22 protein-coding genes and 5 pseudogenes are annotated in these 24,270 nt (G+C 61.1%); 16 read left to right on the forward strand and 11 right to left on the reverse strand.

The features are described 5' to 3' along the window. A partial coding sequence (locus tag NKH98_RS31110) for an IS1380 family transposase (RefSeq protein ID WP_352904098.1) occupies positions 1-676 on the forward strand: 676 nt, incomplete at its 5' end. 694 nt (positions 677-1,370) lie between these two features. Here the strand turns inward: NKH98_RS31110 and NKH98_RS31115 are convergent. The 8 genes from NKH98_RS31115 to panB all read right to left on the reverse strand — a co-directional run bounded on the left by NKH98_RS31115 (position 1,371) and on the right by panB (position 8,807). Beyond that, positions 1,371-1,631, reverse strand: a complete 261-nt coding sequence (locus NKH98_RS31115; RefSeq protein WP_352496595.1) for a helix-turn-helix domain-containing protein — start codon at positions 1,629-1,631, stop codon at positions 1,371-1,373. Between the two features lie 415 nt (positions 1,632-2,046). Next, positions 2,047-3,870: a glutamine--fructose-6-phosphate transaminase (isomerizing) gene (gene glmS, locus NKH98_RS31120; RefSeq protein ID WP_352836087.1), complete on the reverse strand. Its 1,824-nt coding sequence runs from the start codon at positions 3,868-3,870 to the stop codon at positions 2,047-2,049. 815 nt (positions 3,871-4,685) lie between these two features. After that, the gene (locus NKH98_RS31125; RefSeq protein ID WP_352618332.1) at positions 4,686-5,096 is read right to left on the reverse strand and encodes a DUF2285 domain-containing protein; all 411 of its coding nucleotides are present in this window, start codon (positions 5,094-5,096) and stop codon (positions 4,686-4,688) included. Between the two features lie 58 nt (positions 5,097-5,154). Further along, the gene (locus tag NKH98_RS31130; protein ID WP_352458530.1) at positions 5,155-5,529 is read right to left on the reverse strand and encodes a transcriptional regulator domain-containing protein; all 375 of its coding nucleotides are present in this window, start codon (positions 5,527-5,529) and stop codon (positions 5,155-5,157) included. Next, positions 5,526-6,176, reverse strand: coding sequence for an acyl-homoserine-lactone synthase (locus NKH98_RS31135; protein ID WP_352904099.1), 651 nt, complete (start codon positions 6,174-6,176; stop codon positions 5,526-5,528). The genes NKH98_RS31130 and NKH98_RS31135 overlap by 4 nt, the downstream gene beginning before the upstream one ends. Before the next feature lie 93 nt (positions 6,177-6,269). Further along, positions 6,270-6,995 (reverse strand): LuxR family transcriptional regulator, encoded by a 726-nt coding sequence (locus tag NKH98_RS31140; RefSeq protein ID WP_352904100.1) that lies wholly within the window; start codon positions 6,993-6,995, stop codon positions 6,270-6,272. A gap of 94 nt (positions 6,996-7,089) precedes the next feature. Continuing rightward, positions 7,090-7,950, reverse strand: coding sequence for a pantoate--beta-alanine ligase (gene panC / locus NKH98_RS31145; protein WP_352904101.1), 861 nt, complete (start codon positions 7,948-7,950; stop codon positions 7,090-7,092). Further along, positions 7,947-8,807, reverse strand: coding sequence for a 3-methyl-2-oxobutanoate hydroxymethyltransferase (gene panB, locus NKH98_RS31150; RefSeq protein ID WP_352904105.1), 861 nt, complete (start codon positions 8,805-8,807; stop codon positions 7,947-7,949). The genes panC and panB overlap by 4 nt, the downstream gene beginning before the upstream one ends. A gap of 173 nt (positions 8,808-8,980) precedes the next feature. Here panB and NKH98_RS31155 point away from each other — a divergent pair, with 173 nt between their 5' ends. The 14 genes and pseudogenes from NKH98_RS31155 to NKH98_RS31215 all read left to right on the forward strand — a co-directional run bounded on the left by NKH98_RS31155 (position 8,981) and on the right by NKH98_RS31215 (position 22,164). Continuing rightward, positions 8,981-9,949, forward strand: coding sequence for an NUDIX hydrolase (locus NKH98_RS31155; protein ID WP_352480292.1), 969 nt, complete (start codon positions 8,981-8,983; stop codon positions 9,947-9,949). Positions 9,950-10,015: 66 nt separating this feature from the next. Then, positions 10,016-10,990 carry a quinolinate synthase NadA gene (gene nadA, locus NKH98_RS31160; protein ID WP_352480282.1) on the forward strand — a complete coding sequence of 325 codons (975 nt, stop codon included), beginning with the start codon at positions 10,016-10,018 and terminating at the stop codon, positions 10,988-10,990. Beyond that, a pseudogene (locus NKH98_RS31165) lies at positions 10,987-12,527 on the forward strand (L-aspartate oxidase). Before nadA ends, NKH98_RS31165 begins: the two are co-directional and overlap by 4 nt. Next, a complete protein-coding gene (gene nadC, locus NKH98_RS31170; RefSeq protein ID WP_352904102.1) occupies positions 12,527-13,381 on the forward strand; it encodes a carboxylating nicotinate-nucleotide diphosphorylase in 855 nt (284 codons plus the stop codon). Before NKH98_RS31165 ends, nadC begins: the two are co-directional and overlap by 1 nt. 95 nt (positions 13,382-13,476) lie before the next feature. Further along, positions 13,477-14,475, forward strand: coding sequence for a biotin synthase BioB (gene bioB, locus NKH98_RS31175; protein ID WP_352904106.1), 999 nt, complete (start codon positions 13,477-13,479; stop codon positions 14,473-14,475). Further along, positions 14,472-15,706, forward strand: a pseudogene (locus NKH98_RS31180) (8-amino-7-oxononanoate synthase). The gene bioB and the pseudogene NKH98_RS31180 overlap by 4 nt, the downstream one beginning before the upstream one ends. Next, complete coding sequence (gene bioD, locus NKH98_RS31185) at positions 15,624-16,259, forward strand: dethiobiotin synthase (protein WP_352904103.1); 636 nt, start codon at positions 15,624-15,626, stop codon at positions 16,257-16,259. Before NKH98_RS31180 ends, bioD begins: the two are co-directional and overlap by 83 nt. Continuing rightward, positions 16,259-17,525 (forward strand): annotated as a pseudogene (locus tag NKH98_RS31190) (adenosylmethionine--8-amino-7-oxononanoate transaminase). The gene bioD and the pseudogene NKH98_RS31190 overlap by 1 nt, the downstream one beginning before the upstream one ends. After that, the gene (bioZ, locus tag NKH98_RS31195; RefSeq protein WP_352904104.1) at positions 17,522-18,505 is read left to right on the forward strand and encodes a 3-oxopimeloyl-[acyl-carrier-protein] synthase BioZ; all 984 of its coding nucleotides are present in this window, start codon (positions 17,522-17,524) and stop codon (positions 18,503-18,505) included. Before NKH98_RS31190 ends, bioZ begins: the two are co-directional and overlap by 4 nt. A 60-nt stretch (positions 18,506-18,565) precedes the next feature. After that, positions 18,566-18,875 (forward strand): annotated as a pseudogene (locus tag NKH98_RS31200) (aspartate 1-decarboxylase); the annotation flags it as partial. A gap of 71 nt (positions 18,876-18,946) precedes the next feature. Further along, positions 18,947-19,111 (forward strand): annotated as a pseudogene (locus tag NKH98_RS33080) (NrtR DNA-binding winged helix domain-containing protein); the annotation flags it as partial. 620 nt (positions 19,112-19,731) lie between these two features. Further along, positions 19,732-20,388: an antitoxin Xre/MbcA/ParS-like domain-containing protein gene (locus NKH98_RS31205; RefSeq protein WP_352596149.1), complete on the forward strand. Its 657-nt coding sequence runs from the start codon at positions 19,732-19,734 to the stop codon at positions 20,386-20,388. Positions 20,389-20,701: 313 nt separating this feature from the next. Next, positions 20,702-21,853, forward strand: a complete 1,152-nt coding sequence (locus tag NKH98_RS31210) for a porin (protein ID WP_352571074.1) — start codon at positions 20,702-20,704, stop codon at positions 21,851-21,853. 98 nt (positions 21,854-21,951) lie between these two features. After that, positions 21,952-22,164: a hypothetical protein gene (locus NKH98_RS31215; protein WP_352596146.1), complete on the forward strand. Its 213-nt coding sequence runs from the start codon at positions 21,952-21,954 to the stop codon at positions 22,162-22,164. A gap of 244 nt (positions 22,165-22,408) precedes the next feature. Here NKH98_RS31215 and NKH98_RS31220 read toward each other — a convergent pair whose 3' ends face one another. The 3 genes from NKH98_RS31220 to NKH98_RS31230 are packed head-to-tail and all read right to left on the reverse strand — an operon-like array spanning position 22,409 to position 23,391. Continuing rightward, positions 22,409-22,723 carry a S46 family peptidase gene (locus NKH98_RS31220; protein ID WP_352596143.1) on the reverse strand — a complete coding sequence of 105 codons (315 nt, stop codon included), beginning with the start codon at positions 22,721-22,723 and terminating at the stop codon, positions 22,409-22,411. Then, the gene (locus tag NKH98_RS31225; RefSeq protein WP_352671088.1) at positions 22,668-22,994 is read right to left on the reverse strand and encodes a S46 family peptidase; all 327 of its coding nucleotides are present in this window, start codon (positions 22,992-22,994) and stop codon (positions 22,668-22,670) included. The genes NKH98_RS31220 and NKH98_RS31225 overlap by 56 nt, the downstream gene beginning before the upstream one ends. Positions 22,995-23,028: 34 nt before the next feature. Further along, on the reverse strand, positions 23,029-23,391 hold the full coding sequence (locus NKH98_RS31230; RefSeq protein ID WP_352492854.1) for a S46 family peptidase: 363 nt from the start codon (positions 23,389-23,391) through the stop codon (positions 23,029-23,031). Between the two features lie 426 nt (positions 23,392-23,817). Between NKH98_RS31230 and groES the strand changes: the two genes are divergently transcribed. Continuing rightward, a complete protein-coding gene (gene groES / locus NKH98_RS31235; RefSeq protein WP_352453535.1) occupies positions 23,818-24,114 on the forward strand; it encodes a co-chaperone GroES in 297 nt (98 codons plus the stop codon). Positions 24,115-24,270 lie beyond the last annotated feature (156 nt).

A 24,270-nucleotide genomic window follows, 5' to 3' on the forward strand; every position in this document is an offset into this window, starting at 1 on the left:
GCCGAACATTCGAATCCTGCTCCGCGGCGATAGCCATTATTGCAACCCGCAGGTCATCGACCGGTGCCGCGCCAACGACGTCGACTTCATCTTTGGCCTCGCGCCCACCACGACCCTGCGCAAGCATGTCGCGGATCTGGAGGCCAGGACGACGGCGCGCTTCGAAGCGTCGGCCAAGACAGGCAAGGTCCGCAGGTTCAAGGAGTTCGTTGACGGCGCCGCTAGTTGGAGCCGCGTCGAGCGCATCATCGCGCGGGTCGAGGTCGGCGCCCAAGGTGGCGATATCCGCTTCGTCGTCACCAACCTTGCCGGTGGGAAGGCCAAGGCGCTCTACGAGGATGTCTACTGCCGGCGCGGCGCGGCCGAGAACCACATCAAGTCGTGGAAGACGCATCTCGCCGCCGACCGAACGTCCTGCACAAGAGCGACGGCCAACCAGTTCCGGCTATTCCTGCATGCCGGTGCTTACTGGTTGATGTGGGGCTTGCGGGCCGCGATGCCGAGGCGCTCGAGCTTTGCCGTCGCCCAATTCGACACGCTGCGATTGCGCCTCATCAAAATCGCTGCGCGGGTGGTCGAGATGAAATCGCAAATCCGCCTGCACCTGCCGACATCGTGCCCCGACCAGCGCATCCTGCGCATCGTCCTCGATCGCATCCCCCAACTCGCGACATAACGATGGGGGCAGACGCCCCGAAACGAACCCGTCGACCGCAACCTGCAAACCCCCGCCTGCCATCACGACGGAGCAATCCCGGCGCCTGACGAGGCGCGTGGAAAAGCACCGCAACGGCGACCACAACGTCGCTTCAGGCCGTCAAAAGCTTATCGCCGTGCATCAAGGCGGCTAGAAGCGCGCCGGCAGCCTGGCGGGGGGCTTGGGGTTAGACTGCCGGCGCACGCCACTCATGAAGAGCGGCCCCTTTTTGCGGTTCCGACACCCATAGTCAACCCGGCAGCGTCTGGATGCCCGCTGTGCTCTTTTCAGAGCGGCTCGCGATGCCGGCCATGTCGGCCGATCCTGCCTAGGATGGGGGGCCACTCTCGTCGGCCGAGTTGATGCTCCAGCCAATATCGCCTTGCCGACCAGCATGGGTTCGCCGTTAGCAATCCATCCTCGCGAGCCAATGCTATCGTGCACGTGTCGCAGCACTCCGGGCGGCTATATCGCCTAAGACAGCATGACGAAGCGTTCCAACTTCCTGTTCGGCGAGCCCGTGTGCAGTTCCTGACTCGGACAGTGGACGAGAATTCTCTTGGCGGTACTGCGCCAGAAGGCATTCGCGTCCAACGGAATCAAGCGACGACTATCAGCCGCAAACGTCACATCACAAGAACGGTCTTCCACCCATTGCAGATTATCCGACTGATCAGGCGGCGTCCGATATGTCCGACTCTGCCTCAAGAATTCCCACAGGTATGGACAGCGATCTCGCTATCCGATTCCGATAGCCCTTATTGTACTTTAGACCCCGCTCGATGTTTTGGATTTCCTGAGCGGCAAGCCCGCACGCGACCGCGAGGTCCTCGATTGAATACCCAAGGTGCTCACGATAAGCGCGGATGATGTGGGTCCCCTGCGACATAGCCGTCAAGACTGGCTCGGGAATGCGCGAATCCTTCATAAACATCTCCAAGAAGATGGGAGCGCCTGACAAATCGGGAGATTTCCTCCCCGACCCTGGCGCACACCCAGCAAATCAAAAAAATGGACGTCCATTCGGCCGGACCGGCCTCATCCATGGAATGGGCCACTTGAAATTGGCAGCCGGGTCGGAATATGGCGGCTCACCTGCTACTGATCAAGTTCTAAGAACCTGCCCGCCATGAGATGGCCTGATCGGCTGTAGCGCATTCGACCTGCGATCCTACACGACTCATTCTCCCCGATGGCTTTCTTGAACAGCAACTCGAACTCTCACTGACGTCTCCAGTGGCTATTCGCGGCACCGTCCACCCAGCCTCGCGGACGCTGATACCTTCGACCAATTTCCACCGCCGATGCAGCGAAGATGGACAAGCATCGCCACCTATAAAGGTTCACAATCATTCGACCGTGACCGATTTTGCGAGATTGCGCGGCTGGTCTACATCTGTGCCCATGAAGAGCGCCGTGTGGTAGGCAAGAAGCTGTATCGGCAGCGAGAAGATCATCGGCGCGATAATCTCGTCGACAGCCGGCAGCACGAGCGTGTGCATGGTGTCGATTTTCGATGCGGCTGCCCCTTTTTCATCGGTGATGAGGATAATCCGCCCTCCACGGGCAGCCACTTCCTGCATGTTGGAGACGGTCTTGTCGAAAAAGCGATCATGGGGCGCGATGACGATCACTGGCATGTTGTCGTCTATCAATGCGATCGGACCGTGCTTCAATTCACCCGCCGCATAGCCCTCGGCATGGATGTAGGAAATCTCCTTGAGCTTCAGCGCACCTTCCATCGCTAGCGGGAAACTGGTGCCACGGCCGAGATACAGGACGTCACGACACTTTGACAGTTCGCGCGACAGGAACTCGATCTCCGGCTGGATGCTGTTGAGTACCTGGCCCATGACGCGCGGCACTTCGGCGAGGCTCCTGACGAGCGCCTGCAGCTCGTCTTCGGTTACGGTCCCGCGGGCTCTGGCGGCGCCGATGGCGAGTGCGGCTAGAACGGCAAGCTGGCAGGTAAACGCCTTGGTGGAGGCGACGCCGATCTCCGGTCCGGCAAGGATCGGGAAGACCGCATCGGCCTCCCGAGCGATGGTCGATTCGCAGGCATTGACGATAGCGCCAATTTTCAGCCCACGCTCCTTGCAGTACCTCAACGATGCGAGCGTATCGGCGGTTTCGCCGGACTGCGAAATGAAAAGAGCCGCCGACTGCGGCGACAACGGGATCTCGCGGTAACGGAATTCGGACGCAACGTCGATTTCAACCGTCAGGCGCGCATAGCGCTCGAACCAGTATTTTCCGATCAGTCCGGCGAGATAGGCGGTCCCGCAGGCCGAGATCGCCAAGCTCGGGATCCTGGCGAAATCGATGCCAGAAACCATGTCGGCGCGATTCTCTATGATGTTGCTATAGTGACGGAGAGCATGGGCGATGACTTCGGGCTGCTCGTAGATTTCCTTCTCCATGAAGTGGCGATGATTGCCCTTGCTGGCCAGATCGGCCGCGGCCGTGGAGGTATGGCGCGGACGCTCGACGGGATGGCCGTCGAAATCGAAGATATGGGCGCCCGAATTGCCGACAATGGCCCAGTCGCCCTCGATGAGATAGGTAATTTCATTGGTGAAGGGAGCAAGCGCGATCGCGTCGGAGCCCAGGAACATCTCGCCGTCGCCGTGACCGATCGCCAGCGGTGGTCCGTTGCGCGCCGCCATGATGGTCGACGGATCATCTTCGAAGAGGACGGCAAGCGCATAGGCGCCCCTGACGCGTTTCAGCATGGCACGCATCGCCTCTTGCCGCCTCATGCCCTCCCGGCGGTGTCTTGCCAAGAGATGCGCGATGACCTCGGTGTCGGTGTCGGTCTGGAACTCGGCGCCAGCCGCCGCCAATTCGTCCTTCAGCTCGGTGAAATTCTCGATGATGCCGTTATGGACGACGGCGACACCGTCGGCAAAGTGCGGGTGCGCATTGCGTTCCGTCGAGGCCCCATGGGTTGCCCAACGCGTGTGGCCGATGCCGATGTTCCCGCTCAGCGGCTCTTCCTTCAGTCTCCTCTCGAGATTGACGAGCTTGCCCTCGGCGCGCCGGCGGTGCAAGGCACCTTCGGTGATCGTCGCAACGCCGGCGGAATCATAGCCGCGATATTCCAAACGCTTCAATGCGTCGACCAACCGATCCGACACCGGCTGTTGCCCAACGATGCCAACAATCCCGCACATGTTCGTCTTCCCATTCTTGCCGGCAGCTTCAGCCTACGCGAGACGGATACCCATCCGGCCGCTTTCATTGGGGGATCTTCTAGTAGTATTGGGTAATATTGGTATAATTGATTGTAGGGATAGCTATCATCCACCCCATGGATAAGCCGCGTTTGGGGCCCTGATCTAACTTCTTCGTTGCGCCTGACGTCCTCATGACCGAACGCAAGCCCACACCCGCGGCACGAAGGAACAATCGGCCATGCGCGATCATCCCGGCCACGCACCTGACCACGAACCGCCGCCGCTCGTGGTCACGCGGTGATCGGCATGATCACACAGCACTGTAGTTAGGCAGCATCAGCGACGCATGGTCGGCATCATCATCATCGGCAACGTCGGCGCCGTCGGCATGGTTCACGTGTTCGTCACGTTGATCATAATCATCGTCGCCGCCGATCTAGTTTCTGATTGCCTGCCGCTTTGACGCGGCTTTCGCCGGTAGAGCTTAGCCCGCGATGGCCTATCAATACGCTGTTAGTCGGCATGGCCGAAACCGAGAGTCAGGCGGCGCACGCCACAGAGCACGTTCAGCGACCGTTTCAGTCAGCGCCGGCTTTCTTGGGGTTCGTAACGGTCATCAGGATTCTCGGGGCATGAATGCACTATCACGAAAACGTTGGTTCTCAGTGCTTCGTCCGTATTACTCAAACCCGATTCCCGCAGCGGAAGAACTAGGCGCGTGTCACGTTTTGTACAAGGCACAATAGCAGTGAGAAATGGAGATTGATGCCTGCGCGTTTTCGGATAAGACAATCACCGAGCTGTCACCCGAATCACATCAGGAACTGTCTATAGCCACCGCCCATCAGGTAGCGGCCACGTTGGATGGCGCGACGCACCTGATCGCGAAGATGGCTACCTGGATGAGACCAATCTTCTTCGACACGGCGTCTCCCGAACAGGGCAATGGCGATCTCCTGATGAGATGCTCCCGCAAGCGAGCCATCCAAAGCCTGGAGCACGATACGCAGACGCGCTCCGCGGGGTTCCGGCGGAAAGCAAGCAGCTGCCAGGCGGCCGCAACCACTGATGTCGTTCAGGAACTGAAGGGCAGCGACATGGAACTTCAGGTGCTGCGGCTGCACGATCGCGTCGACATATAGCCGCAACGGGCGGAGAACGGATGCACCGGAAAGGGCGATCTGCAGACTCCGGCAGTCCTCCCTCAGCAGCACGTGCTGCACGCCGGCAGGTGTCAGCAGGATGTCCTTGCAGCATGAGAGCGACGAAAGATCAAGCGGTTCAAAATCGTGGTCGAGCCCAACCAGCTCCGCGGCCGCTCGTAGAATACGGGCGCAGTCGCGCGGATCCCAAAAGACCCTTGCCGACGTAGCGTCCCACTGTGGCGCGTCCGCGAAAAAGGAGGCTCCATTGTCTTAGGAAAGATGATCCTGTCGTCAACTCGATTATGTTCATGTCGGCCTGGGCTCCGACAATGCAGGCGGACGGTGCCATTTTGGCGTGGTCGCGCTGGAATTGTGGATTGCGCCGAAGGAACTCCCAGGCCCAGGCAGTGCGTGGCAATCGTCTGGCGTAGTGGTAAGCTTCGTGACGACGCCAGTCCGGCCAGCATACAAGACCGGCCGTCGCTTCCTTGGGCAGACCAGCATCCTTCACGGCTCAGGTGTCCACAATGCCGACGGGCCTAGAACCGGTTGCCACAGTACCGGTCCGCTCAGACGTCCCCTGCTGCGGATGCGCAAAAGGCTCGCGCGGGAAATCTCGAGAAACCCGGCCACCGCCTCCGTTTTGCCGACGGACTTGGGTTGTCCGATGCGCGACAATGGCCACGTCGCGAGGCGAAGGATCCGTTCCATGCGCGTGTCCGTCACCGTTACTATCCGGGTCAGATCCTTGGCCAAGCCGAACTCGATCATGCCCGCGAAGAGCTCGTAGGTTGCCTGGGCCAGTCCGCCCGCTGCCTTGGGCGCCGACGGAGGGAGATCGAGCGCGAAACGACTGCTCTCCCATATGTCGGAGGTCGAGGGCACGACGTCAGCACCCAGCAGCACCCGGAACGTGTCGCGCAACATTGTGGGTCCGGTGCTGGGCAAAAGACGCACGCAACCGCGAATTCGCCAGTCGGATCCCTTGAGGAGCAGATAGACAGGCTTCAGACCATCAAACGGGTCTGTTTCCATCTGGTCTTCGGTATCAACTTCCCAATCGAGCCTTTCCTTGAACACCCGAAACCTGAGCCCGTGCATCTCTTTGAGCTCGCTTGCGAACTCGTCGTAAAGGTCTGGTGTTATCAGCTGCATCATGGTCGCCTCCGTGCGGGATGTGTTCCCGCCATCGAAGGGCAAAGCCGGCAGCGATGCAGCCTGTAGAGGTTTACAGCTATCGTGGCCGACGAATCAGGATCTCGCCTGGCCGGAGGCAGCCAGTCGTGCAACGGCCTGGTTGATCGTGCGAACGCCAAGCTTTGCCTTGGCGTTTTCCAGATGAAAGGTCACGGTGCGCTTTGAGACGCCGAGAAGCTGGCTGATATCCCAAGCCGACTTGCCGCGCGCCGCCCATTTCAGGCACTCGAACTCCCGCGGGGTGAGCGTTACACCATCCACCACGCGATCGTCGGCGAGCCTGCGCCGGACATGGATATGAAAGTTGATGGCCACCAGCTGCAATGCTTTTTCGTAACGTGTCAGTGACCGCAACAGAGGCGGACGGGACTCGTCGGAAGCAAAGGTCAGGGCAGCAAACCGGCCGCGATGATCATGCATGGACATCGTCAGGCCGCCGCGGATGCCAAACTCAGCCGCACTCTCCAGAATTTGTTGCTGCGAATTCGGCAGACAGTGCCGAGCGCGATCCACACCCCAATCGAAGGTGTCCCAGCCTTGCAGCCCGCGCAGGATGACCGGATCAAGACTGTGGTACCGCTGTTGCAGATAACGTGATGTCCAGGATGATGGATAGTTTGAGATCAATTGCGGGGCGTCGCCGGAGGCCGACGGGTAAGTGAAATAGGCGAATAGCGGAAAATCGAAGCCGGCTGCAGCGGATGCCATTGCCTCACGGAGATCGGCAGCATCAACACTTGCAGCCAGTTGCTCGACGAAGTTCTCAAACACGCGATGCATTTGCGCTTTGCGTAACCTCCGTGATCGCTCGATGCCAGGCTGAGACCTTGTTTTAAACGATCCCGGACGGATACAGCGCGTGCCGAGAACCCCGTTAATCTGTTGAAACCCGTGATATTCTGACGTTGTCTATGAGCCGTGTGCCGCCGAGCCAGGCCGCGCCAAGCAAGCGTGCAGGTCGGTCAAGGCTTGTCATGGGTCGCAGATCTGCCTCGTCGCGAAGTTCCAGGTATTCGACCTCGCGATAGCCCGCAGCCAGAATTGCTGCGCGCGCTTCGGCAAGCGTTGGCAGGACGGGCGAGCCGCGGGCAAGCCGCTCAGCCGTCTCGAGCAAGACCGATGATAGCTCGGGGGCAACAGCACGCTCTGCTGGCGAGAGCCGGACATTGCGCGATGATAGTGCAAGACCGTCGGCTTCGCGGACTGTCGGACAAGGAACAATGGTGATTGGAATATCCAGGTCCCGGGCCATATGCCTGACTAGCTGAAGCTGCTGAAAGTCCTTTTCGCCAAAGAAGCCGAAGTCAGCGCTGGTCTGCAGGAAGAGCTTGGCGACGACGGTCGCCACGCCATCGAAATGTCCCGGCCGGAAGGCACCGCACAGGCCCTCGCTGACACCGGACACCGAAACGGTCGTGGCGAAGGCCGCCGGATACATCTCCTCTGCGTCCGGCGCATAAAGCAGGTGCGCGCCAAGCGGTGCCAGCTTGGCGGCATCCTCGTCCTCGGTGCTCGGATACGCGGCGAGATCGGCCTCGCTGTTGAATTGCTTCGGGTTGACGAAGAGCGTCACGATCACCCGGTCGGCCTTCACGAGTGCCGCGCGCACCAGGCTGAGATGGCCCTCATGGAGGACGCCCATCGTTGGCACGACGGCAATCCTCACGCCCTCGCGGCGCCATGCGGCGACGATTTGGCGAAGCTGGGCAACGCTCCTGACAATCGGCACGCTCACGCTGCTTCTCCGCTCTTGGTGGCGTCCCCGTCGGCGGGCTTGGGCGCATCGGCAAACACGTGCTCGGCGGCCGGAAACTGGCGCTCCTTCACTTCCCGCGCATAGGCCGCGATCGCAGCCGCAGCGGCCTCCCCCAGTTCAGCATAGCGCTTGACGAATTTGGGCCGGAAGTCGCCGAAGAGGCCCAGCATGTCGTCGACGACGAGAATCTGGCCGTCACAGGCGGCCGAGGCACCGATGCCAATGGTCGGGGTCGCCACCTCCCCGGTAATCCGGCGGGCGAGCGCCTCGGGAACCTTCTCCAGCACGACCGCAAAGGCGCCCGCTTCGCTCACCGCAAGCGCGTCGCGCCTGATGCGCTCGGCATCCCCGCCTCTGCCCTGCACGCGGTAGCCACCGATGGTGTTGATCGCCTGCGGCGTCAAGCCGACATGGGCCATGACCGGCACGCCGCGCGCGGCGAGGAAGCCGATCGTCTCTGCCATCGTTTCGCCGCCTTCGAGCTTGACGGCCCCGCAGCCGGTCTCGGCCATGACGCGCGCGGCATTGCGGAAAGCCTGCTCGGGGCTTTCCTCGAAGGAACCGAACGGCAAGTCGACGACCATCAGCGCCTGCTCGAGGCCACGGCGCACGGCCTGGCCGTGCGTGATTATCATCTCCAGCGTCACACCGAGCGTGGAGGGCAGGCCGTGGAGAACCATGCCGACGCTGTCGCCGACCAGCACCACATCGCAATGGGGATCGACGAGCCGGGCGACTGGCGTCGTGTAGGCGGTAAGGCAGACGAGCGGCGTCCCACCTTTACGCGAACGAATATCCGGCGGTGTGATCGCCTTGGTGTCACCAAACGCACTCAATGGAACCTCCTTCCCCAACGTTACCAACCGCGGGTGTCGCGTTTGCCACATTTTTGTGCAAGTGCGAAGAGCTAAAAATGGCCGTGCAGCTTTGCGGTGTTGACGTGCTGACAGGCGCGCTTACAGTTAAATCGATTCAGGCGCCCCCGAGCTGGCCAACCACTTTCGCGAACATGGACGATCAGGCAAAAGGACCCAGGAAAGACAGAGCCGCCGTCAAGGCCGACGAAGTCAAAGTGGACCTGATCGCCTTTGTCGTCGCCGTAAACGACGGTGAACCCTGTGTCCTCACCATCGGCCAGGCGGACACCCTGCCCTCCGGACCATTTGCGCTTGAGCACCGATCGCTGCAATCCGGTTTGAGGGGGTGGGTCGAGCAGCAGACCGGCCATCCGCTGGGGTATATTGAGCAACTCTACACCTTCGCCGATCGGGATCGCATCGGCGCCGAGCGCCAGCAGCGCGTCATCTCCATCAGCTATCTCGCATTGACCCGCAAGGAACAGGCAGCTGGCTCGCCCAAGTGCGGCTGGCAGAGTTGGTATGAATATTTTCCATGGGAGGACCACCGCTCGGGCACGCCTCCGGTCGTGCTGGACGTTCTGCGACCGCGCCTGATTGAATGGGCAGACGGCGTCAGCGACGCGGCCGCGCGACGTGAACGCTGGCAGCGGGCGACGATAGCCTTCGGCTTCGACGACCGCTTTTGGAACGAGGAACTCACGCTTCAACGCTATGAGTTGGTCTACGAAGCAGGCCTGGTCCAAGAGGCCGGAAGCGGACGGGACGCGACGCCGCCTCCGCTGGTGCCCAGCAAGTCTATGGTCGCCGATCATCGCCGCATCGTGGCGACCGGCATTGCGCGGCTGCGCTCCAAGATCAAATACCGGCCGGTCGTCTTTGAGCTGATGCCGCCGGTCTTCACGCTTTTGCAGCTGCAGCGAACCGTGGAGGCGCTCGCCGGCAGGCTCATCCACAAGCCGAACTTTCGCCGCCTGATCGAGCAGCAGGAGCTGGTCGAAGAGACCGGAGAGGCCACCACGGAGACCGGCGGCCGGCCAGCGAAGCTTTACCGGTTCCGCCACGCCGCTCTCGACGAGAGGGTCATCGCCGGGACAAAATTGCCGCTGGCGCGGGGTTGACATCCCTTATACTCACAGCAAGTATATGCTGGTTATTTTCAATTAGAGTATAAGCTGGAGGGGTCGATGAGCGCCATGCTGCCGACGGCCGCGTTTCTCTACGAGCGCGTCCGACGAGTGATCCCGCCGATCGAATGGCCGGCTTTCGTCGAGGATATCGAGGCGATCCTTGCATTGAAGCGCGAGCGCAACGCCATCATCCTGGCGCACAACTATCAGACGCCCGAGATCTTCCATTGCGTGGCCGACATCGTCGGCGACAGTTTGGCACTGGCCCGCAAGGCTGCGACGATTGAGGCGCAAGTCATCGTGCTGGCCGGCGTACATTTCATGGCCGAAACGGCCAAGCTGCTCAATCCGCAAAAGACGGTGCTCATTCCCGACCTGCGGGCAGGCTGTTCGTTGGCGGAATCGATCACGGCAGAAGACGTGCGCTTGATGCGCCAGCGTTATCCCGGCGTGCCGATCATCACTTATGTCAACACGTCGGCCGAAGTGAAAGCCGAGTCGGATATCTGCTGTACATCCGGCAACGCCAAGGCGGTCGTCCAATCCCTTGGCGTTCCCCAGGTGATCATGTTGCCGGACGAATATCTGGCCCAGAATATCGCCGCCCAGACCGATGTGCAGATCATCGCCTGGAAAGGGCATTGCGAGGTGCATGAGCGCTTTACACCGGCCGACATCCGCGAGTTGCGCGAAAGCCATCCCGGCGTGATCGTGCTCGCGCATCCCGAATGCCCGCCCGACGTCGTGGCTGAAGCAGATTTTTCCGGCTCGACCGCTGCCATGTCCGACTATGTCGAAAGGCAAAGGCCGGCACGTGTCGTGCTGATGACGGAATGTTCGATGAGCGACAACGTCGCGTTAGCGCACCCAGAGGTCGAGTTCATCCGGCCCTGCAATTTGTGCCCGCACATGAAGCGGATCACGCTTGCCAACATCCGCATGGCGCTCGAGCAGAACCACCATGTCATAACCATCGAACCCGGGATCGCCGGGCGCGCGCGGCTTGCGGTCGAACGGATGCTGGCAATTTGAGCGCCGATATCCGCAGCTTCTTCGGGCGGCCCATCATCGTCGGCGGCGGCATCGCCGGACTGATGCCGCGCTTCAACTGGCGCCGGAGCCGGTGCTTCTTCTGTCCAGGACGCTGCTGGGAGCTGACAATTCGAGCACCTGGGCACAGGGTGGTCTGGCTGCAAGTTTCGGCGAAGACGACGATCCAGCACTGCACCTGGCCGATACACTTGCCGCCGGGGATGGTCTCTGCGACACAGACGTGGCGAGCCGCATCCTCCAAGCCGCGCCCAAGGCGATAGAGGGGCTTGCGGGCTTTGGGGTTCCTTTCGACCGTACGCCGAAAGGTTCACTGTGCCTCGGATTGGAGGCCGCACACAGCCGACGTCGCATCGTTCATGCGCATGGTGACGGCACCGGGCGTGAGATCATGCGTGCCCTGATCGCGGCTGTGCGTTCCACTCCGTCGATTGTTGTCGTGGAGGGCGTGGAAGCGCGCCGGCTGGCGGTGCGAGAGAATGCGATCCGAGGCGTCTGGGCGAGCGGCTCGACAGGACCTGTCTTCTTCGGCTCACGGCGGGTCGTCCTCGCCACCGGTGGGATCGGGGGACTGTTTCTCGACACCACCAATCCTTGGGGCAGTTGCGGACAGGGCCTGGCGCTTGCGGCCCGCGCTGGAGCTGTCCTTGCCGACCTCGAGTTCATCCAGTTCCACCCGACCGCGCTTGACGGCCCGGAACGCCCTATGGTGCTGATCAGCGAGGCCGTCCGCGGCGAAGGTGCTGCCCTGATCGACGAAACCGGCCAGGCTTTTCTCCAGAGCGTGCCAGGGGCGGAACTTGCGCCTCGTGATGTCTTGGCGCGCGCCGTCTGGAACCATCTTGCCAACGGCCACCGTGTTTTTCTCGACGCGCGGCAACGGCCTGGCCCGGAATTTGCTCGACACTTCCCGACAATCGCATCAGCCTGTCGTGGAGCCGGCATCAATCCCGCGCGCGATCTCATCCCCATTCGTCCGGCCCAACACTACCACATGGGTGGCGTTGCCGTGGACTGCTCCGGTAGGACGTCCGTCAAGGGGCTGTGGGCCTGCGGCGAAGTCGCTTCGACAGGACTGCATGGCGCCAACAGGCTCGCCAGCAATTCCTTGACCGAGGCCGTCGTGTGCGCGCGCTGGGTCGCTGAAAGTGTTGCCGGAACGCCTGCTCGCAGAACAAAGCCTGCGTTTGCGGACGTTTACCCATCGCCCGCTCCGATTCCGGTGCGTGTTTTCCTGTCGCGCGCACTCGGCATCGTCCGGGATGGTGAAGGTTTAAAAGCAGCCGCACGTGCCTTATTGCCGCTCGCCGATAGCAAGGACGCGGCCTCGGATCCGGCGGCTGCCGGGCTGATGATCGCGGTTGCCGCCCTGTTGCGCGAAGAAAGCCGCGGCGCTCATTACCGGACAGACTTTCCTCATCATGCGACTGTCGCCCGACGGTCCGAAATCACCCTCGAAGCCGCCTTGGCCGCTGCGCGGGAACTCGGACACTCGCCAAGCCTCGAAGGGGCAAAGTGATGACGCTCTCACCGCTTCCCACGGTCATGCTTGAGCCGCTTGTAAGGGCAGCTCTTCTTGAAGACCTTGGCAGAGCCGGCGACTTGACCACGGAGGCCATCGTCCCGAAGGAACGCCAAGCGGGAACCGTGCTGGCGGCGCGCCAGTCCGGAGTTGTCGCCGGCCTCGATCTGGCGATGCTCGCTTTCCGCTTGATTGATCCTGATGTCGAAATCTCGGTGGAGCGGGCAGACGGCTCCAATGTCATGGATGGAGAGGTCATTGCATCAGTGGTTGGCCCTGCCCGGGCCATTCTCACAGCCGAACGGACGGCACTCAATTTTTTGTGCCATCTGAGCGGCATCGCTACAGCAACGGCATCGATCGTCGCTGCGGTTCGTGGATATGGCGCGAAGATCGTCTGCACGCGCAAGACGACGCCCGGATTGCGGGCAGTCGAAAAGTATGCGGTGCGCGCAGGTGGCGGATCCAATCACCGCTTCGGCCTCGACGACGCAATTCTGATCAAGGACAACCACATCGCCATCGCAGGCGGCGTTCGCCCGGCGCTCGAGCGAGCACGAAGACGGGCCGGTCATCTCGTCAAGATCGAGGTCGAGGTCGATACGCTGGCCCAGTTGGAGGAGGTACTTGGCTTCGCTCCCGATGCGGTTCTGCTCGACAACATGTCCCTCGCCGATCTTCGCCGCGCCGTCGCAATCGTTGGCGGCCGTGCTATCACCGAGGCTTCTGGCGGGATCGCATCCGATACAGCGCGAGCGATTGCCGCGACCGGCGTTGATCTGATTTCAGTCGGCCGACTGACCCACAGCGCGCCGATCCTGGATATCGGCCTCGACTATTGGGGCTCATGATCGCCTGAGGAACGAACAGGATCGAATCAACTGTCCTTTCCGATCGTCATCAATCAGACAGCAAAGCAAGGCAGAACCGGAGGAACAGCATGGACATGCAAACAGCGAGTCCAACGCAGACATCGCCACAGGCTCAATCCCCTGACCCTGGAGCGTGGACCCTGGAGAAGGCTCGGGCACTTCACGATGCCCCCTTCAACAATCTCCTCTTCCTCGCGCAAACCGTGCACCGCCAGAATTTCGATCCCAACAAGGTCCAGCTCAGCCGGCTGCTCAGCATCAAGACGGGCAGATGCCCGGAGGATTGCGGCTATTGTAGCCAGTCGGCGCATCACGAGACCGGCCTGAAGGCGTCGAAGCTGATGGAGGTCAGGCGCGTCATCGTCGAGGCGAAGAAAGCGCGTGAGGCCGGCGCAACCCGCTATTGCATGGGCGCGGCCTGGCGAAACCCCAAGGCGCGCGACATGGATGCGGTCGTGGCGATGGTCGAAGGCGTCAAGGCGCTGGGCATGGAGACCTGTATGACGCTCGGCATGCTCGATCTTGAGCAGGCCGCTCGAATGAAGCAGGCTGGTCTCGACTACTACAACCACAACATCGATACGTCGGAACGCTACTATAGCGAGATCATCAGCACGCGCAGCTTTGCCGACCGGCTCGAGACGCTCGAGCACGTTCGCCAATCCGGCATCAAGGTCTGCTGCGGCGGCATTGTCGGCATGGGCGAGGAGCCGGTGGACCGGATCGACATGCTGGTGACGCTGGCCAATCTGCCGGAACATCCGCAAAGCGTTCCGATCAACATGCTGATTCCGATCGCCGGCACCCCGCTTGCCGACGCCAAGCCGATCGAGCCGATCGAATTCGTGCGCGTGATCGCGCTGGCGCGCATCATGATGCCGAAATCGCATATCCGACTTTCGGCCGGCCGCACCGCCATGACCGACGAGATGCAGGCGCTGTGCTTTTTTGCCGGCGCCAACTCGATCTTCGTCGGCGACACGCTGCTGACGGCGGACAATCCCGGTGAGGACAAGGATACCCTGCTGTTCCGGCGCCTTGGCATCGAGCCGATGGAACTCGAGGCGCAATGAACGGGGCACCGCTTGCCCGCTATGAGGCGACCTTGCAGGGACTGGCGCGCAAGGACCGGCTGCGGACGCTGGAGCCGCGCGCCGGGCGCGACTTCTCGTCGAACGACTATCTCGGGCTTGCCGCCTCCAAAAGACTTGGCGAAGCGGTTGCGGCGGCGATTGCGCGGGGCACGTCGGTTGGCGCCACCGGGTCGCGGGCTGTTGCGCGGCAATGCACCGGAACACGAGCAGCTCGAGGCAGACGCGGCGGCATTCTTTGGAGCCGACCGCGCGCTGTTCTTCGGCAGCGGCTACATCGCCAACTTCGCTCTGCTGACGGCGCTGCCGCAGAAGGGCGACCTTTTGGTCCTCGATGAGCTCGCCCATGCCAGCATGCATGAGGGGGCACAGGCCGGACGTGCCGAGTTCAAGCTGGCCGCGCACAACGACGCCACCGCTGTCGAGGACGCGATCACGCGTTGGCGCGCCGAAGGCGGCATGGGATGCGTCTGGATTGCGGTGGAAAGCCTATACAGCATGGATGGCGACTGCGCGCCTTTGGAGAGCCTGGCCGCGCTTGCCGATCGGCACAACGCATTCATCGTCATTGACGAGGCGCACGCGACCGGCGTCTGGGGACCGGACGGCCGGGGGCTGGCCGCCGCTTTCGAGGGCCGCGACAACATCGTCGCGCTCCACACCTGCGGCAAGGCGCTCGGCGCATCTGGTGGGCTCGTGACCGGGCCGAGGACACTGTGCCAGTATCTGATCAACCGTTGCCGGCCATTCATCTACGCCCACCGCGCCATCGCCGCTGATGGCGGTCGCGGCGCGCGAAGCGCTCGCAATGCTCGCCGACGAGCCTATGCGGCGTTTTCAGCTGCATGAACGCGTCGCCCTCGCAGGCCGCCAATTGGTCGATCGCTGCGGCGTGATACCAAGTGGCTCTCAGATCCAGCCATTTGTCATCGGCGATGTCAGGCGCACCATGGCAGTGGCGGCGCGCCTGCAGGCCCGCGGCTTCGACATACGCGGCATTCGTCCGCCGACCGTGCCCGAGGGCACGTCGCGGCTGCGCATCTCACTGACGCTCAATATCGGCGAAGCCGACATTTCCGCCATGGTCGAGGCGCTCTCGAGGTGTTGGCCCAGACATGACCGGAGGCGACATGACCAAGCGCATCGTCATCACCGGAACAGACACCGGAATTGGCAAGACGGTGTTTTCGGCCGGGCTTGCCGGCCTGCTTGACGGTGTCTACTGGAAGCCGGTGCAATCGGGCCTCGACGGCGAGACCGACAGCGAGGCGGTTGCGCGACTTGCCGGGCTGCCGTCGGGGCGCGTGCTGCCGGAAGCCTACCGCTTGAAGAGCCCGCTTTCGCCGCATCGTTCGGCCGAAATCGACGACGTTTCGATCGAGGCTGCCGATCTTTCGTTTCCGGTCCTGCCGACACCGCTCGTCATCGAAGGCGCCGGCGGGCTGATGGTGCCGCTGAACCGCCGGACAAGGTTCATCGACATATTCGAGCAATGGCAGTTGCCGGTCATTCTGTGCGCCCGCACCGCGCTCGGAACAATCAATCACACCCTGCTGTCGATCGACGCCCTGCGGGCGCGCGCTATCCCGCTGGCTGGCATCGCCTTCATCGGCGATGAGATGACCGATACGCAACGGACGATCGTGGAATTCGGCGACCTGCCGCAACTCGGCAGGCTGCCGCACCTCGATCCGCTGACGGACAAAACGCTGAGGGACGCAATGGTTGCCGGCTTCGACCTCGCTTTGATTGCCGGAGGCGGATGATGCCGCAATCCCGTGTGTGGCATCCCTTCACCCAGCACGCGCTCGAGCCCGCGATCCCAGAAATCGTCCTGACTGAAGGCGCCTATCTCCACAAAGCCAATGGCGCGCGCATCCTGGACGCCATCTCATCCTGGTGGGTCGTCACGCATGGCCACCGCCATCCGCGCATCATAAAGGCTATCGAGACGACCGCGTCGAGCCTCGACCAGATTATCTTTGCAGGCTTCACGCACGAGCCAGCCGAATGCTTGGCCAAGGCGCTTGTCGGACTCGCTCCCGCCGGACTCGACTGGGTGTTCTATTCCGACAGCGGCTCGACCAGCGTCGAAGTCGCGCTGAAGATGGCGCTCGGCTATTTCCGCAACATCGGCGCGCCGCGCTCGCGCATCGTCGTCATGGAGCACAGCTATCATGGCGACACGATCGGCGCGATGAGCGTTCGGTGCCCGTGGCGTGTTCAACGCCGCCTACGAACCCTTGCTGTTCGAGGTCGACACCATTCCCTTCCCGGCCGCCGGCCGCGAGCAGGAAACGCTGGATAGATTCGAGGCCGTCAGCCGCGACCGGCGCGCCGCCGGGCTGATCGTCGAACCGCTCGTGCTTGGCGCCGGCGGCATGCTGATGTATCCGGCCTGGGTTCTGTCCGAGTTGAAAAACATCACTGAGGCCTCCGGCACACTGCTGATCGCCGATGAGGTGATGACCGGCTGGGGGCGCACCGGAACCATGTTCGCCTGCGAGCAGGCATCGATTTCTCCAGATATCCTGTGCACCTCCAAAGGCTTGACCGGCGGCACCATCCCGCTGGCCGTAACGCTCGCCACCGATGCCATCTTCCAGGCTCACTATTCCGAGGAGCGCAAGAAGACGTTTTTCCACTCGAGTTCCTACACGGCCAATCCGATTGCCTGTGCGGCAGCACTCGCCAATGTCGAGATCTGGCGCGACGAGCCAGTGGCCGGGCGGATCACGGCCTTGAGCGTGATGCAGGCCGTCGGGCTTAGACGCTTTCGGGACAATCCATATTTTGCCGACTGTCGAGCCACGGGAACGATCGCGGCGCTCGACCTGCGAACCGGTTCCGCAGGTTATCTCGCCGAGATTGGTCCGAAGCTGCGCGCTTTCTTCCTCGAGCGCGGACTGCTTGTGCGCCCGCTCGGCAATGTCCTCTACCTTCTGCCACCCTATTGCATCGCAGGCGACGAGCTCGAACGACTCTATGACGCCATCGAGGAGGCCGGGGAACGCTTCGGGTCCAGGCCATGAGCAAGTCGTCGCGCATTCTCGGACTTGGCCATCACGTGCCTGGGCGCAAGGTGGCCAATGCCGAGATCGAGAGCAATCTCGGCCTCGAGCCGGGCTGGATCGAAAGGCGTACCGGAATCCGTTCGCGCTTCTGGGCAACGGACCAAGACACGCTGTCTGGCTTGGCCACGCAAGCCGGCGACATGGCTTTGGCGAACGCCGGTATTGCGCGCCACGACATCGGTCTGCTGTTGCTTGCCACCTCGACGCCCGACCATCTTCTGCCGCCAAGCGCGCCGCTGGTCGCACACAAGCTTGGCCTTGGCCGCGCAGGCGCGGTCGATCTGACCGGCGCCTGCGCCGGCTTCATCTATGCGCTCATGTTTGCGGACGGGTTCACCCGCCTGCATGGCAAACCAGCGCTGGTCATCGCCGCCAACATCCTCAGCCGCCGCATCAATCCAGCCGAGCGCGCGAGCTCAGTCTTGTTCGCCGATGCCGCCGGCGCCCTGGTGATCGGTCAGTGCGATGATGCTGATCGGGGCATTCTCGGTGCCTCGGTGGCTTCGGACGGCTCGCGCTACGGGCTGATCCAGATTCCCGCAGGAGGAAGCAACACGCCGTTCCATGGCGACCTCGACCTCGGGCAGACCCGGATGACGATGACCGACGGGCCCGAAGTGTTCGCAAAGGCCGTCGAGATGATGACCGATTGCTCGACAACCGCGCTAGCCACTGCGGGAGTGCGGCCACACAATGTCGGCCGGTTTGTGCCGCATCAGGCCAATACTCGGATTTTCGATGCTGTCGGGAGCAACCTCGGCATAGCGGATCAAGCAATTGTCAAGACGATTGCCGAATACGGCAACTCTTCGGCCGCGACGATCCCGCTCTCACTGTCGCTCGCCAATCAAGCGGAGCCGTTTCGACCGGACGAAAAAATCCTTCTCGCGGCGGCAGGTGCGGGACTCAGCGGCGGGGCGCTCGTCGTCGGGATTTAGCCCAGCGAAGCTGCTCAACATCAGGACTGGCTCTGTGAGATGAATAGGACAACGGGGCCAATGCGAAAAATAGTCGCCGGCAAGCTGCACGCATCCACGTCACCGAAGCAAACCTCAACTACCACGGTTCGATAACGCTCGACCCTGACCACTGCGAAGAAGCCGGGATCCTTGCCAATGGATTCGTGGAGACATGGAGCAAGACTTCCGGCGCGTGCATCTCGACCTATGTCTTCCTCGGCGAGCGCGGCTCTCGATGCTGCATCCTCAACGGCGCGGCCGCCCGGAACCTGCCAGCCCACTCCATCCATCTGGACGAAGCGCACATTCCTGTCTGAAGCCGCGGATCGTTACGTTCGTCATCAACAATGTCGTCGGCTTCTCGCCGATGGCAATGCGCTGACGCGGACGGCGTTGACGATTACATCGGCAGGGGCGCTTCAGCAGAACTTTCGCGGGTTGATGGAGCAGCAGGAACTGGTGGAGGAGACCGGCGAAAGTGCTTTTGATACCGGCGGTCGGCCGGCGAAGCTTTATCGCTTCCGCCACCATGTCCTCGACGAAACGGCGGTCGCCCGGACAAAATTGCCGCTGGCGCGGGCTTGACATCCTTTATACTCAACGTAGAAATATACCCTTATAATCAATTCGATTATAACGAGAAATTCATTCGCACGGTCCGAACCCACGGTCTCGCTCGGGAAGCCCGTATGAGTGGATCGAAGTGATCTTGGAAATGAAACGCCCGAGGACGGGCTTTCAACCTTTGTCGTGAAGGAGGTGCCGCGCGAGTGGGCCAATGCCTTGCGGCAACGGTGAGGGATGTATACCGCCAGTAAACGCGTGCGTCAAAGTCGCTGTCGAATGTACAGTTCGTCTAAATGTGCAAGACGTTCGATTTGTGCAAGTAACACTTGGAAAAGTGTTGCATAAAAGAAACGTCTAATTATATAAAGCTGGCAAGCTAAACTTTAAACTTGCACAAATGAGCGTCGCGGATAGCGTCCCACTGTGAAGCGTGCACTGCGATGTGCGTCTGTTTCGATCGTGGGGGGCAAGACGGTCGTCAATTGATGTTCTTCCCTTTTTATTGAGAGGCAAAAGTTGAAGCCGCAAGACGGCTGCTAGGTTGCGCGCATACGAAAACGCAACACATCGCCGTCCCCCCAACTTCTTCAACGCTCTTTCGGAGGCTTGCTGAGGGAATGCTATTGGGAAAGCCAGATATGTCCGCGTCGAGTGATCTTGGGGATGAAAAGCGCCAGACCGAGCTTTCAAGCTTTGTCATGAGGGAGGTGCAGCGTATTCTTGCCCAATGCGATGAGGCGAAGCAGGGTGACAAGGCTGCTGTTGCGCCTTCTGGTTCTCCTTCCAACGAATTGACCGTCGTGGCCGCCGAATTTCTTGGTAGGCTCGAGGCCGAAGCAGCGCGACGGCTAAACGCCCAGGCGGGTGAGATCGCTTCGCGACCACGGGCAGCCGATCATCCGCTCGGGCATCCGGTTCTGAAAGATTGCCCGAGAGAAGGCGCGCGCATTGCAGAATGGGCCGGTCCAGTTGCGGGGTCGACGCATCTCGAGAGACGTTTTGGAATACCGCGGTCCACTTTGTATTGGTGGCAGCAACACAATGATGTGGTTGCCTTTCGGAGAGGCTCCCGTAAGCATGTATTTCCCCTAGCTCAGTTCATCGACGGCAGGCCTATGCCCGGAATCAGGCAGGTCCTTTCCTCGATCTCCGATCCCAGACTGGCTTGGCTGTGGCTGATCAGCCCCTCGCCTCTTCTCAAGGGTCGCGTCCCTATCGAATTGCTCAGAGAAGGTATGAACACAGAAGTTGTTACATCCGCCGCCCAGGCTGTTTCTCTGATTGAATCTATCTGACAATTGGCCGGATGCCGATGGCTTTCCGCGCATTATGTAAGTGCGCACAAGCAGATGTACCAATTGTGCGATTTGTGCAAATGTATAGTTGTTCGATTTGTGCAATTAATACAATGTATTTAGTGACAATAATGCAACGGATACTTCTATATATGTTGGCAAACGGAATTTGAACTTGCACTAATTCGCCCGGTGAATAGCGTTCGAGCCGGGAAGGATGCATTGCGATGCGCATCTTTTTCGATCGTGGGGACCGGGAGCGGTTCGTCCATCGACGTCCTCGCCCTTTTCAAATCATTGAATGGAGATAAGTATGAACATCAAGAGCCTTCTTCTCGGCTCAGCTGCGGCTCTGATCGCAGCTTCCGGCGCCCGCGCCGCCGACGCGGTGACGGTCGCCGAGCCGGAACCGGCTGAATACGTCAAGATCTGCGACGTATATGGCTCGGGCTACTTCTACATCCCCGGCACCGAAACCTGCCTGCGCATCGGCGGCTATGTCCGTTACGACATCAGCGCTGGCGACGTTGGCTCCTACGACGGGGCGCGGACCCACGACGTCCAAGACGGCAGCGACCAGGGCACCTGGCGCAAGAACGCCCGCTTTGACCTAAGGACTTGGACCGGCCAGGAAACCGAACTCGGTACTTTGAAGACATACACCGAGACCAAATTCAATTTCGGTAACCGCAACGCCTATTCGGGTCCCGACAGTCCCCAGAACTATGCCTTCAACAGGGGCATCACACTAAACTTCGCCTGGATCCAGCTCGGTGGCCTTCGCGTCGGCAAGGACGAATCGGCGTTCGATACGTTTATCGGCTATGCCGGCAACGTCCTCAACGATACGCTCGTTCCCTACGGCGATTTCGACACCAACGTCGTGCAGTACTACTTCGATGCCGGCAATGGCTTCTCCGCCGTGGTATCGCTCGAAGAGGGTTCTGGCGTCGTCGGCACGATCGACAGCTACGTTCCGCATCTTGTCGGCGGCGTGAAGTACACGCAGGGCTGGGGCGCCATCAGCGGCGTCGTGGCTTACGACAGCAACTACGAAGAGGTAGCCGGCAAGGTCCGCTTGGATGTGAACGCCACCAACGAACTGTCCCTTTTCATTATGGCTGGCTATGGGACCGACGACAACCTAACCGATGGAACCTACGCCATTCCTGCCGGCGGCCGCGGCTTCTACAAGCAGTGGGGTGGCAACTGGGCCGTCTGGGGCGGCGGCACCTACAAGTTCAACGAGAAGACCTCTTTCAACCTTCAGGCGGCGTATGACGAGTGGAAGAACCTCGGCATTGCTGCCAATGTCGCCTACGATATCGTTCCTGGTCTGACGATCACGGCCGAAGTCGACTATCTCCACGCTGGCAAGTTCGGGGATGTGGACTTCTCTAACTGGACCAATGCCGACAAGAAGAACAGCGTCGGCGGTCTGCTCCGCTTCCAGCGCTCGTTCTGAGGATTGAAGAGCCCGTTGCCGCGTTCGGAGCGGTAACTGCGAGCCTAATTTGCGGCCGAACCATTGTGGTGAGGCTTGTAGAGGTTTCGGCGAATTGCTTGATCACGGACCTCCAATCCGAGCATTTCGTCGATGAGAAGGGCGCCCTGTTCCCGGGCGCCCTTTTTTTAAGGGTTATCATCAGACTCTCTCCCGGGGGAACTGTGGGTAAGAAACAACGCATCGTCCTGCAGGCAGCTGTTTTGGCGTCTGCCTTTGGCTTTTTTTTGCTGATCCTGATCCTGCAGATGGTCAGTTTTTTGGTTGACTAGGCACGCGCAAGCGGGATGGATCGCGCAGAGACACGCGGAAGTTTTTTTCGCCAGCGAAACCCCGACGACCTGATGGGGAGTCGCGCCAGCAGGGTGGGCGCCACGTCCAGTGCCACCGACCCTGCGAGATGCCGATCGTTGGCGCGTCTGTCAGTTCGCGCGGCCATATTCATTCTGGTGCCGATCTGTTGCCTTTTCTGCTTTTCCCATGCGTTTTAGGCCGAGCCATTTGTGAAGCGGGCGGTCAATGGATCTGCGCCTCGCGATTGCCTGCCGTTGCCTGGTTGATCTGGGCGGCATAATCCGAGAGCGAACGCTGCAACCGCGGTTCGAATTGCGCGAAGTTGAACCGGACTTCATCCGCCGTCAGGAACTGGTGGGTTGCGCCGGGAAAGCCGGCGACCATCACAAGGTCGCCTTCCTTGACGCCTTCACAGGCTATGGGTAGCCAACTCTTCGGCCGGTAAGGCACATTGTCGCGCGCATTTGGCCGGGAGGAACCATCAGGAGCGACATAGGCGCGATAAAAGCCGAAGTCGCCTGTGTGGCGCGGCCACATCCAATTGTCCGTTTCGCCGCCGAAGGTTACCGATGCCGAGCGCGGGCGCATAGACAAGGCGCACGTCCTCGATTTCGAGCTTCTGCTGGAGATAGTAGGAGGCGCCGCCATAATAGGCCCCTACGTCGCAGCGGCGATTGGGCTGTCCTTCACATGCGGCGATCAGGGCCTTGCGGTTCGTGGCGAGCCGCTCATAGCGGGCAAACTCATTCAGCTTGTCCGAGACGCCCTTGAGCATTTCGGCGGTCACATCCCGCACGTCCTCGATCACATAGATTCGGCTGCCTGGCGCCGCGGGCAATTCTTCACCCAGGGCTCTTCGCCAGAAAGCCGTCTGTGAGATAGTCCTGGCCCTCCTTGCTGTGGTATTGGATGGATTCGAACACGCAGTGATGATTGGTTGCGACCAGCCCTTGTGGACTGACGAACGAGGCGGAGCATCCGCCCAGTGATACGATCGCGTTGAGCGGGTCAGCGTCCAGACGGCCCAGCTGGGCGGGATCGATCTGGAGCCCATCCGCGCGCATGGCCGCGCCCACTTCCGCAGTCTGGCCCGGCATCCACATACCTTCGTCCGCCGACGTAGCCGTGACCGTCCAGAGCAAGGCGATGGCAGTTGCTTTGGCCAAACATTTCAAATTCGAGTTCATGCTGACTGTCGCTCTCATCTTGCCTCCTATTCTCCGCAGATTGGATTGGTGACTATCGGGATGGCCGGAGTCCTGGCGCCCGCGCGGCGGCCAATACCGTAAAGACCCTGTGGACCCGTTAACCGCAACAGTCCTGATGGCGCTCACCTCTCATATTTGTCGCGCGCAACGTTTGCGGATCATCCGCTGCACCAATCGTGCCAAATGAATAAAGCCTTCAATTACAAATGGTGAGCCGCCTCACCCATGTCCTATCTCCGACGTCGTTCACGTAAAAGGCTCGGTGCTTCCACGCTCTTTTGCTCTTCGCCCGTCCCTCTTCCGTCTTGACTAGCAGGAGCCTACGGCCTATCTCACTGCCGCGTTAGCACTCCCCCAAGATGAGTGCTAACCACGCTCCGGCAACGGAGAACCGTTCAACATCCGCACCAGGGAAATCCAAAAATGGCAAAGTCGAATTTCCGGCCGCTGCATGACCGCGTGGTCGTTCGCCGCGTCGAGTCCGAAGCGAAGACCGCCGGCGGGATCATCATCCCCGATACGGCTAAGGAAAAGCCGCAGGAAGGCGAGATCATCGCCATCGGTTCCGGCGCCCGTGACGAGGTCGGCAAGCTCGTCCCGCTGGACGTCAAGGCCGGCGACCGCATCCTGTTCGGCAAGTGGTCGGGCACCGAAGTCAAGCTCAACGGCGAAGACCTTCTGATCATGAAGGAAGCGGACATCATGGGCGTCATCGGCTGACACGCCGCCGCCTTTCATCCGCACCATCCAATCTGAATTTCGGGCGAAATGCCCAGGAGTAAAAAATGGCTGCCAAAGACGTAAAATTCTCCCGCGACGCTCGTGAGCGCATGCTGCGCGGCGTCAACATCCTCGCCGACGCGGTGAAGGTCACGC

The sequence above is a fragment of the Mesorhizobium sp. M0833 genome, from assembly GCF_040319905.1.
In the GTDB taxonomy this organism is placed as follows: Bacteria; Pseudomonadota; Alphaproteobacteria; order Rhizobiales; family Rhizobiaceae; genus Mesorhizobium.

Excerpts from the sequence above, each read along its gene's own strand:
- NKH98_RS31115 (WP_352496595.1), bottom strand. The coding sequence starts at position 1,631 with ATGTTTATGAAGGATTCGCGCATTCCCGAGCCAGTCTTGACGGCTATG.
- glmS (WP_352836087.1), bottom strand. The coding sequence starts at position 3,870 with ATGTGCGGGATTGTTGGCATCGTTGGGCAACAGCCGGTGTCGGATCGG.
- NKH98_RS31135 (WP_352904099.1), bottom strand. The coding sequence starts at position 6,176 with ATGATGCAGCTGATAACACCAGACCTTTACGACGAGTTCGCAAGCGAG.
- NKH98_RS31140 (WP_352904100.1), bottom strand. The coding sequence starts at position 6,995 with ATGCATCGCGTGTTTGAGAACTTCGTCGAGCAACTGGCTGCAAGTGTT.
- NKH98_RS31155 (WP_352480292.1), top strand. The coding sequence starts at position 8,981 with ATGGACGATCAGGCAAAAGGACCCAGGAAAGACAGAGCCGCCGTCAAG.
- nadA (WP_352480282.1), top strand. The coding sequence starts at position 10,016 with ATGAGCGCCATGCTGCCGACGGCCGCGTTTCTCTACGAGCGCGTCCGA.
- nadC (WP_352904102.1), top strand. The coding sequence starts at position 12,527 with ATGACGCTCTCACCGCTTCCCACGGTCATGCTTGAGCCGCTTGTAAGG.
- bioB (WP_352904106.1), top strand. The coding sequence starts at position 13,477 with ATGCAAACAGCGAGTCCAACGCAGACATCGCCACAGGCTCAATCCCCT.
- bioD (WP_352904103.1), top strand. The coding sequence starts at position 15,624 with ATGACCAAGCGCATCGTCATCACCGGAACAGACACCGGAATTGGCAAG.
- bioZ (WP_352904104.1), top strand. The coding sequence starts at position 17,522 with ATGAGCAAGTCGTCGCGCATTCTCGGACTTGGCCATCACGTGCCTGGG.
- NKH98_RS31205 (WP_352596149.1), top strand. The coding sequence starts at position 19,732 with ATGTCCGCGTCGAGTGATCTTGGGGATGAAAAGCGCCAGACCGAGCTT.
- NKH98_RS31210 (WP_352571074.1), top strand. The coding sequence starts at position 20,702 with ATGAACATCAAGAGCCTTCTTCTCGGCTCAGCTGCGGCTCTGATCGCA.
- NKH98_RS31220 (WP_352596143.1), bottom strand. The coding sequence starts at position 22,723 with ATGTGGCCGCGCCACACAGGCGACTTCGGCTTTTATCGCGCCTATGTC.
- NKH98_RS31230 (WP_352492854.1), bottom strand. The coding sequence starts at position 23,391 with ATGAGAGCGACAGTCAGCATGAACTCGAATTTGAAATGTTTGGCCAAA.
- groES (WP_352453535.1), top strand. The coding sequence starts at position 23,818 with ATGGCAAAGTCGAATTTCCGGCCGCTGCATGACCGCGTGGTCGTTCGC.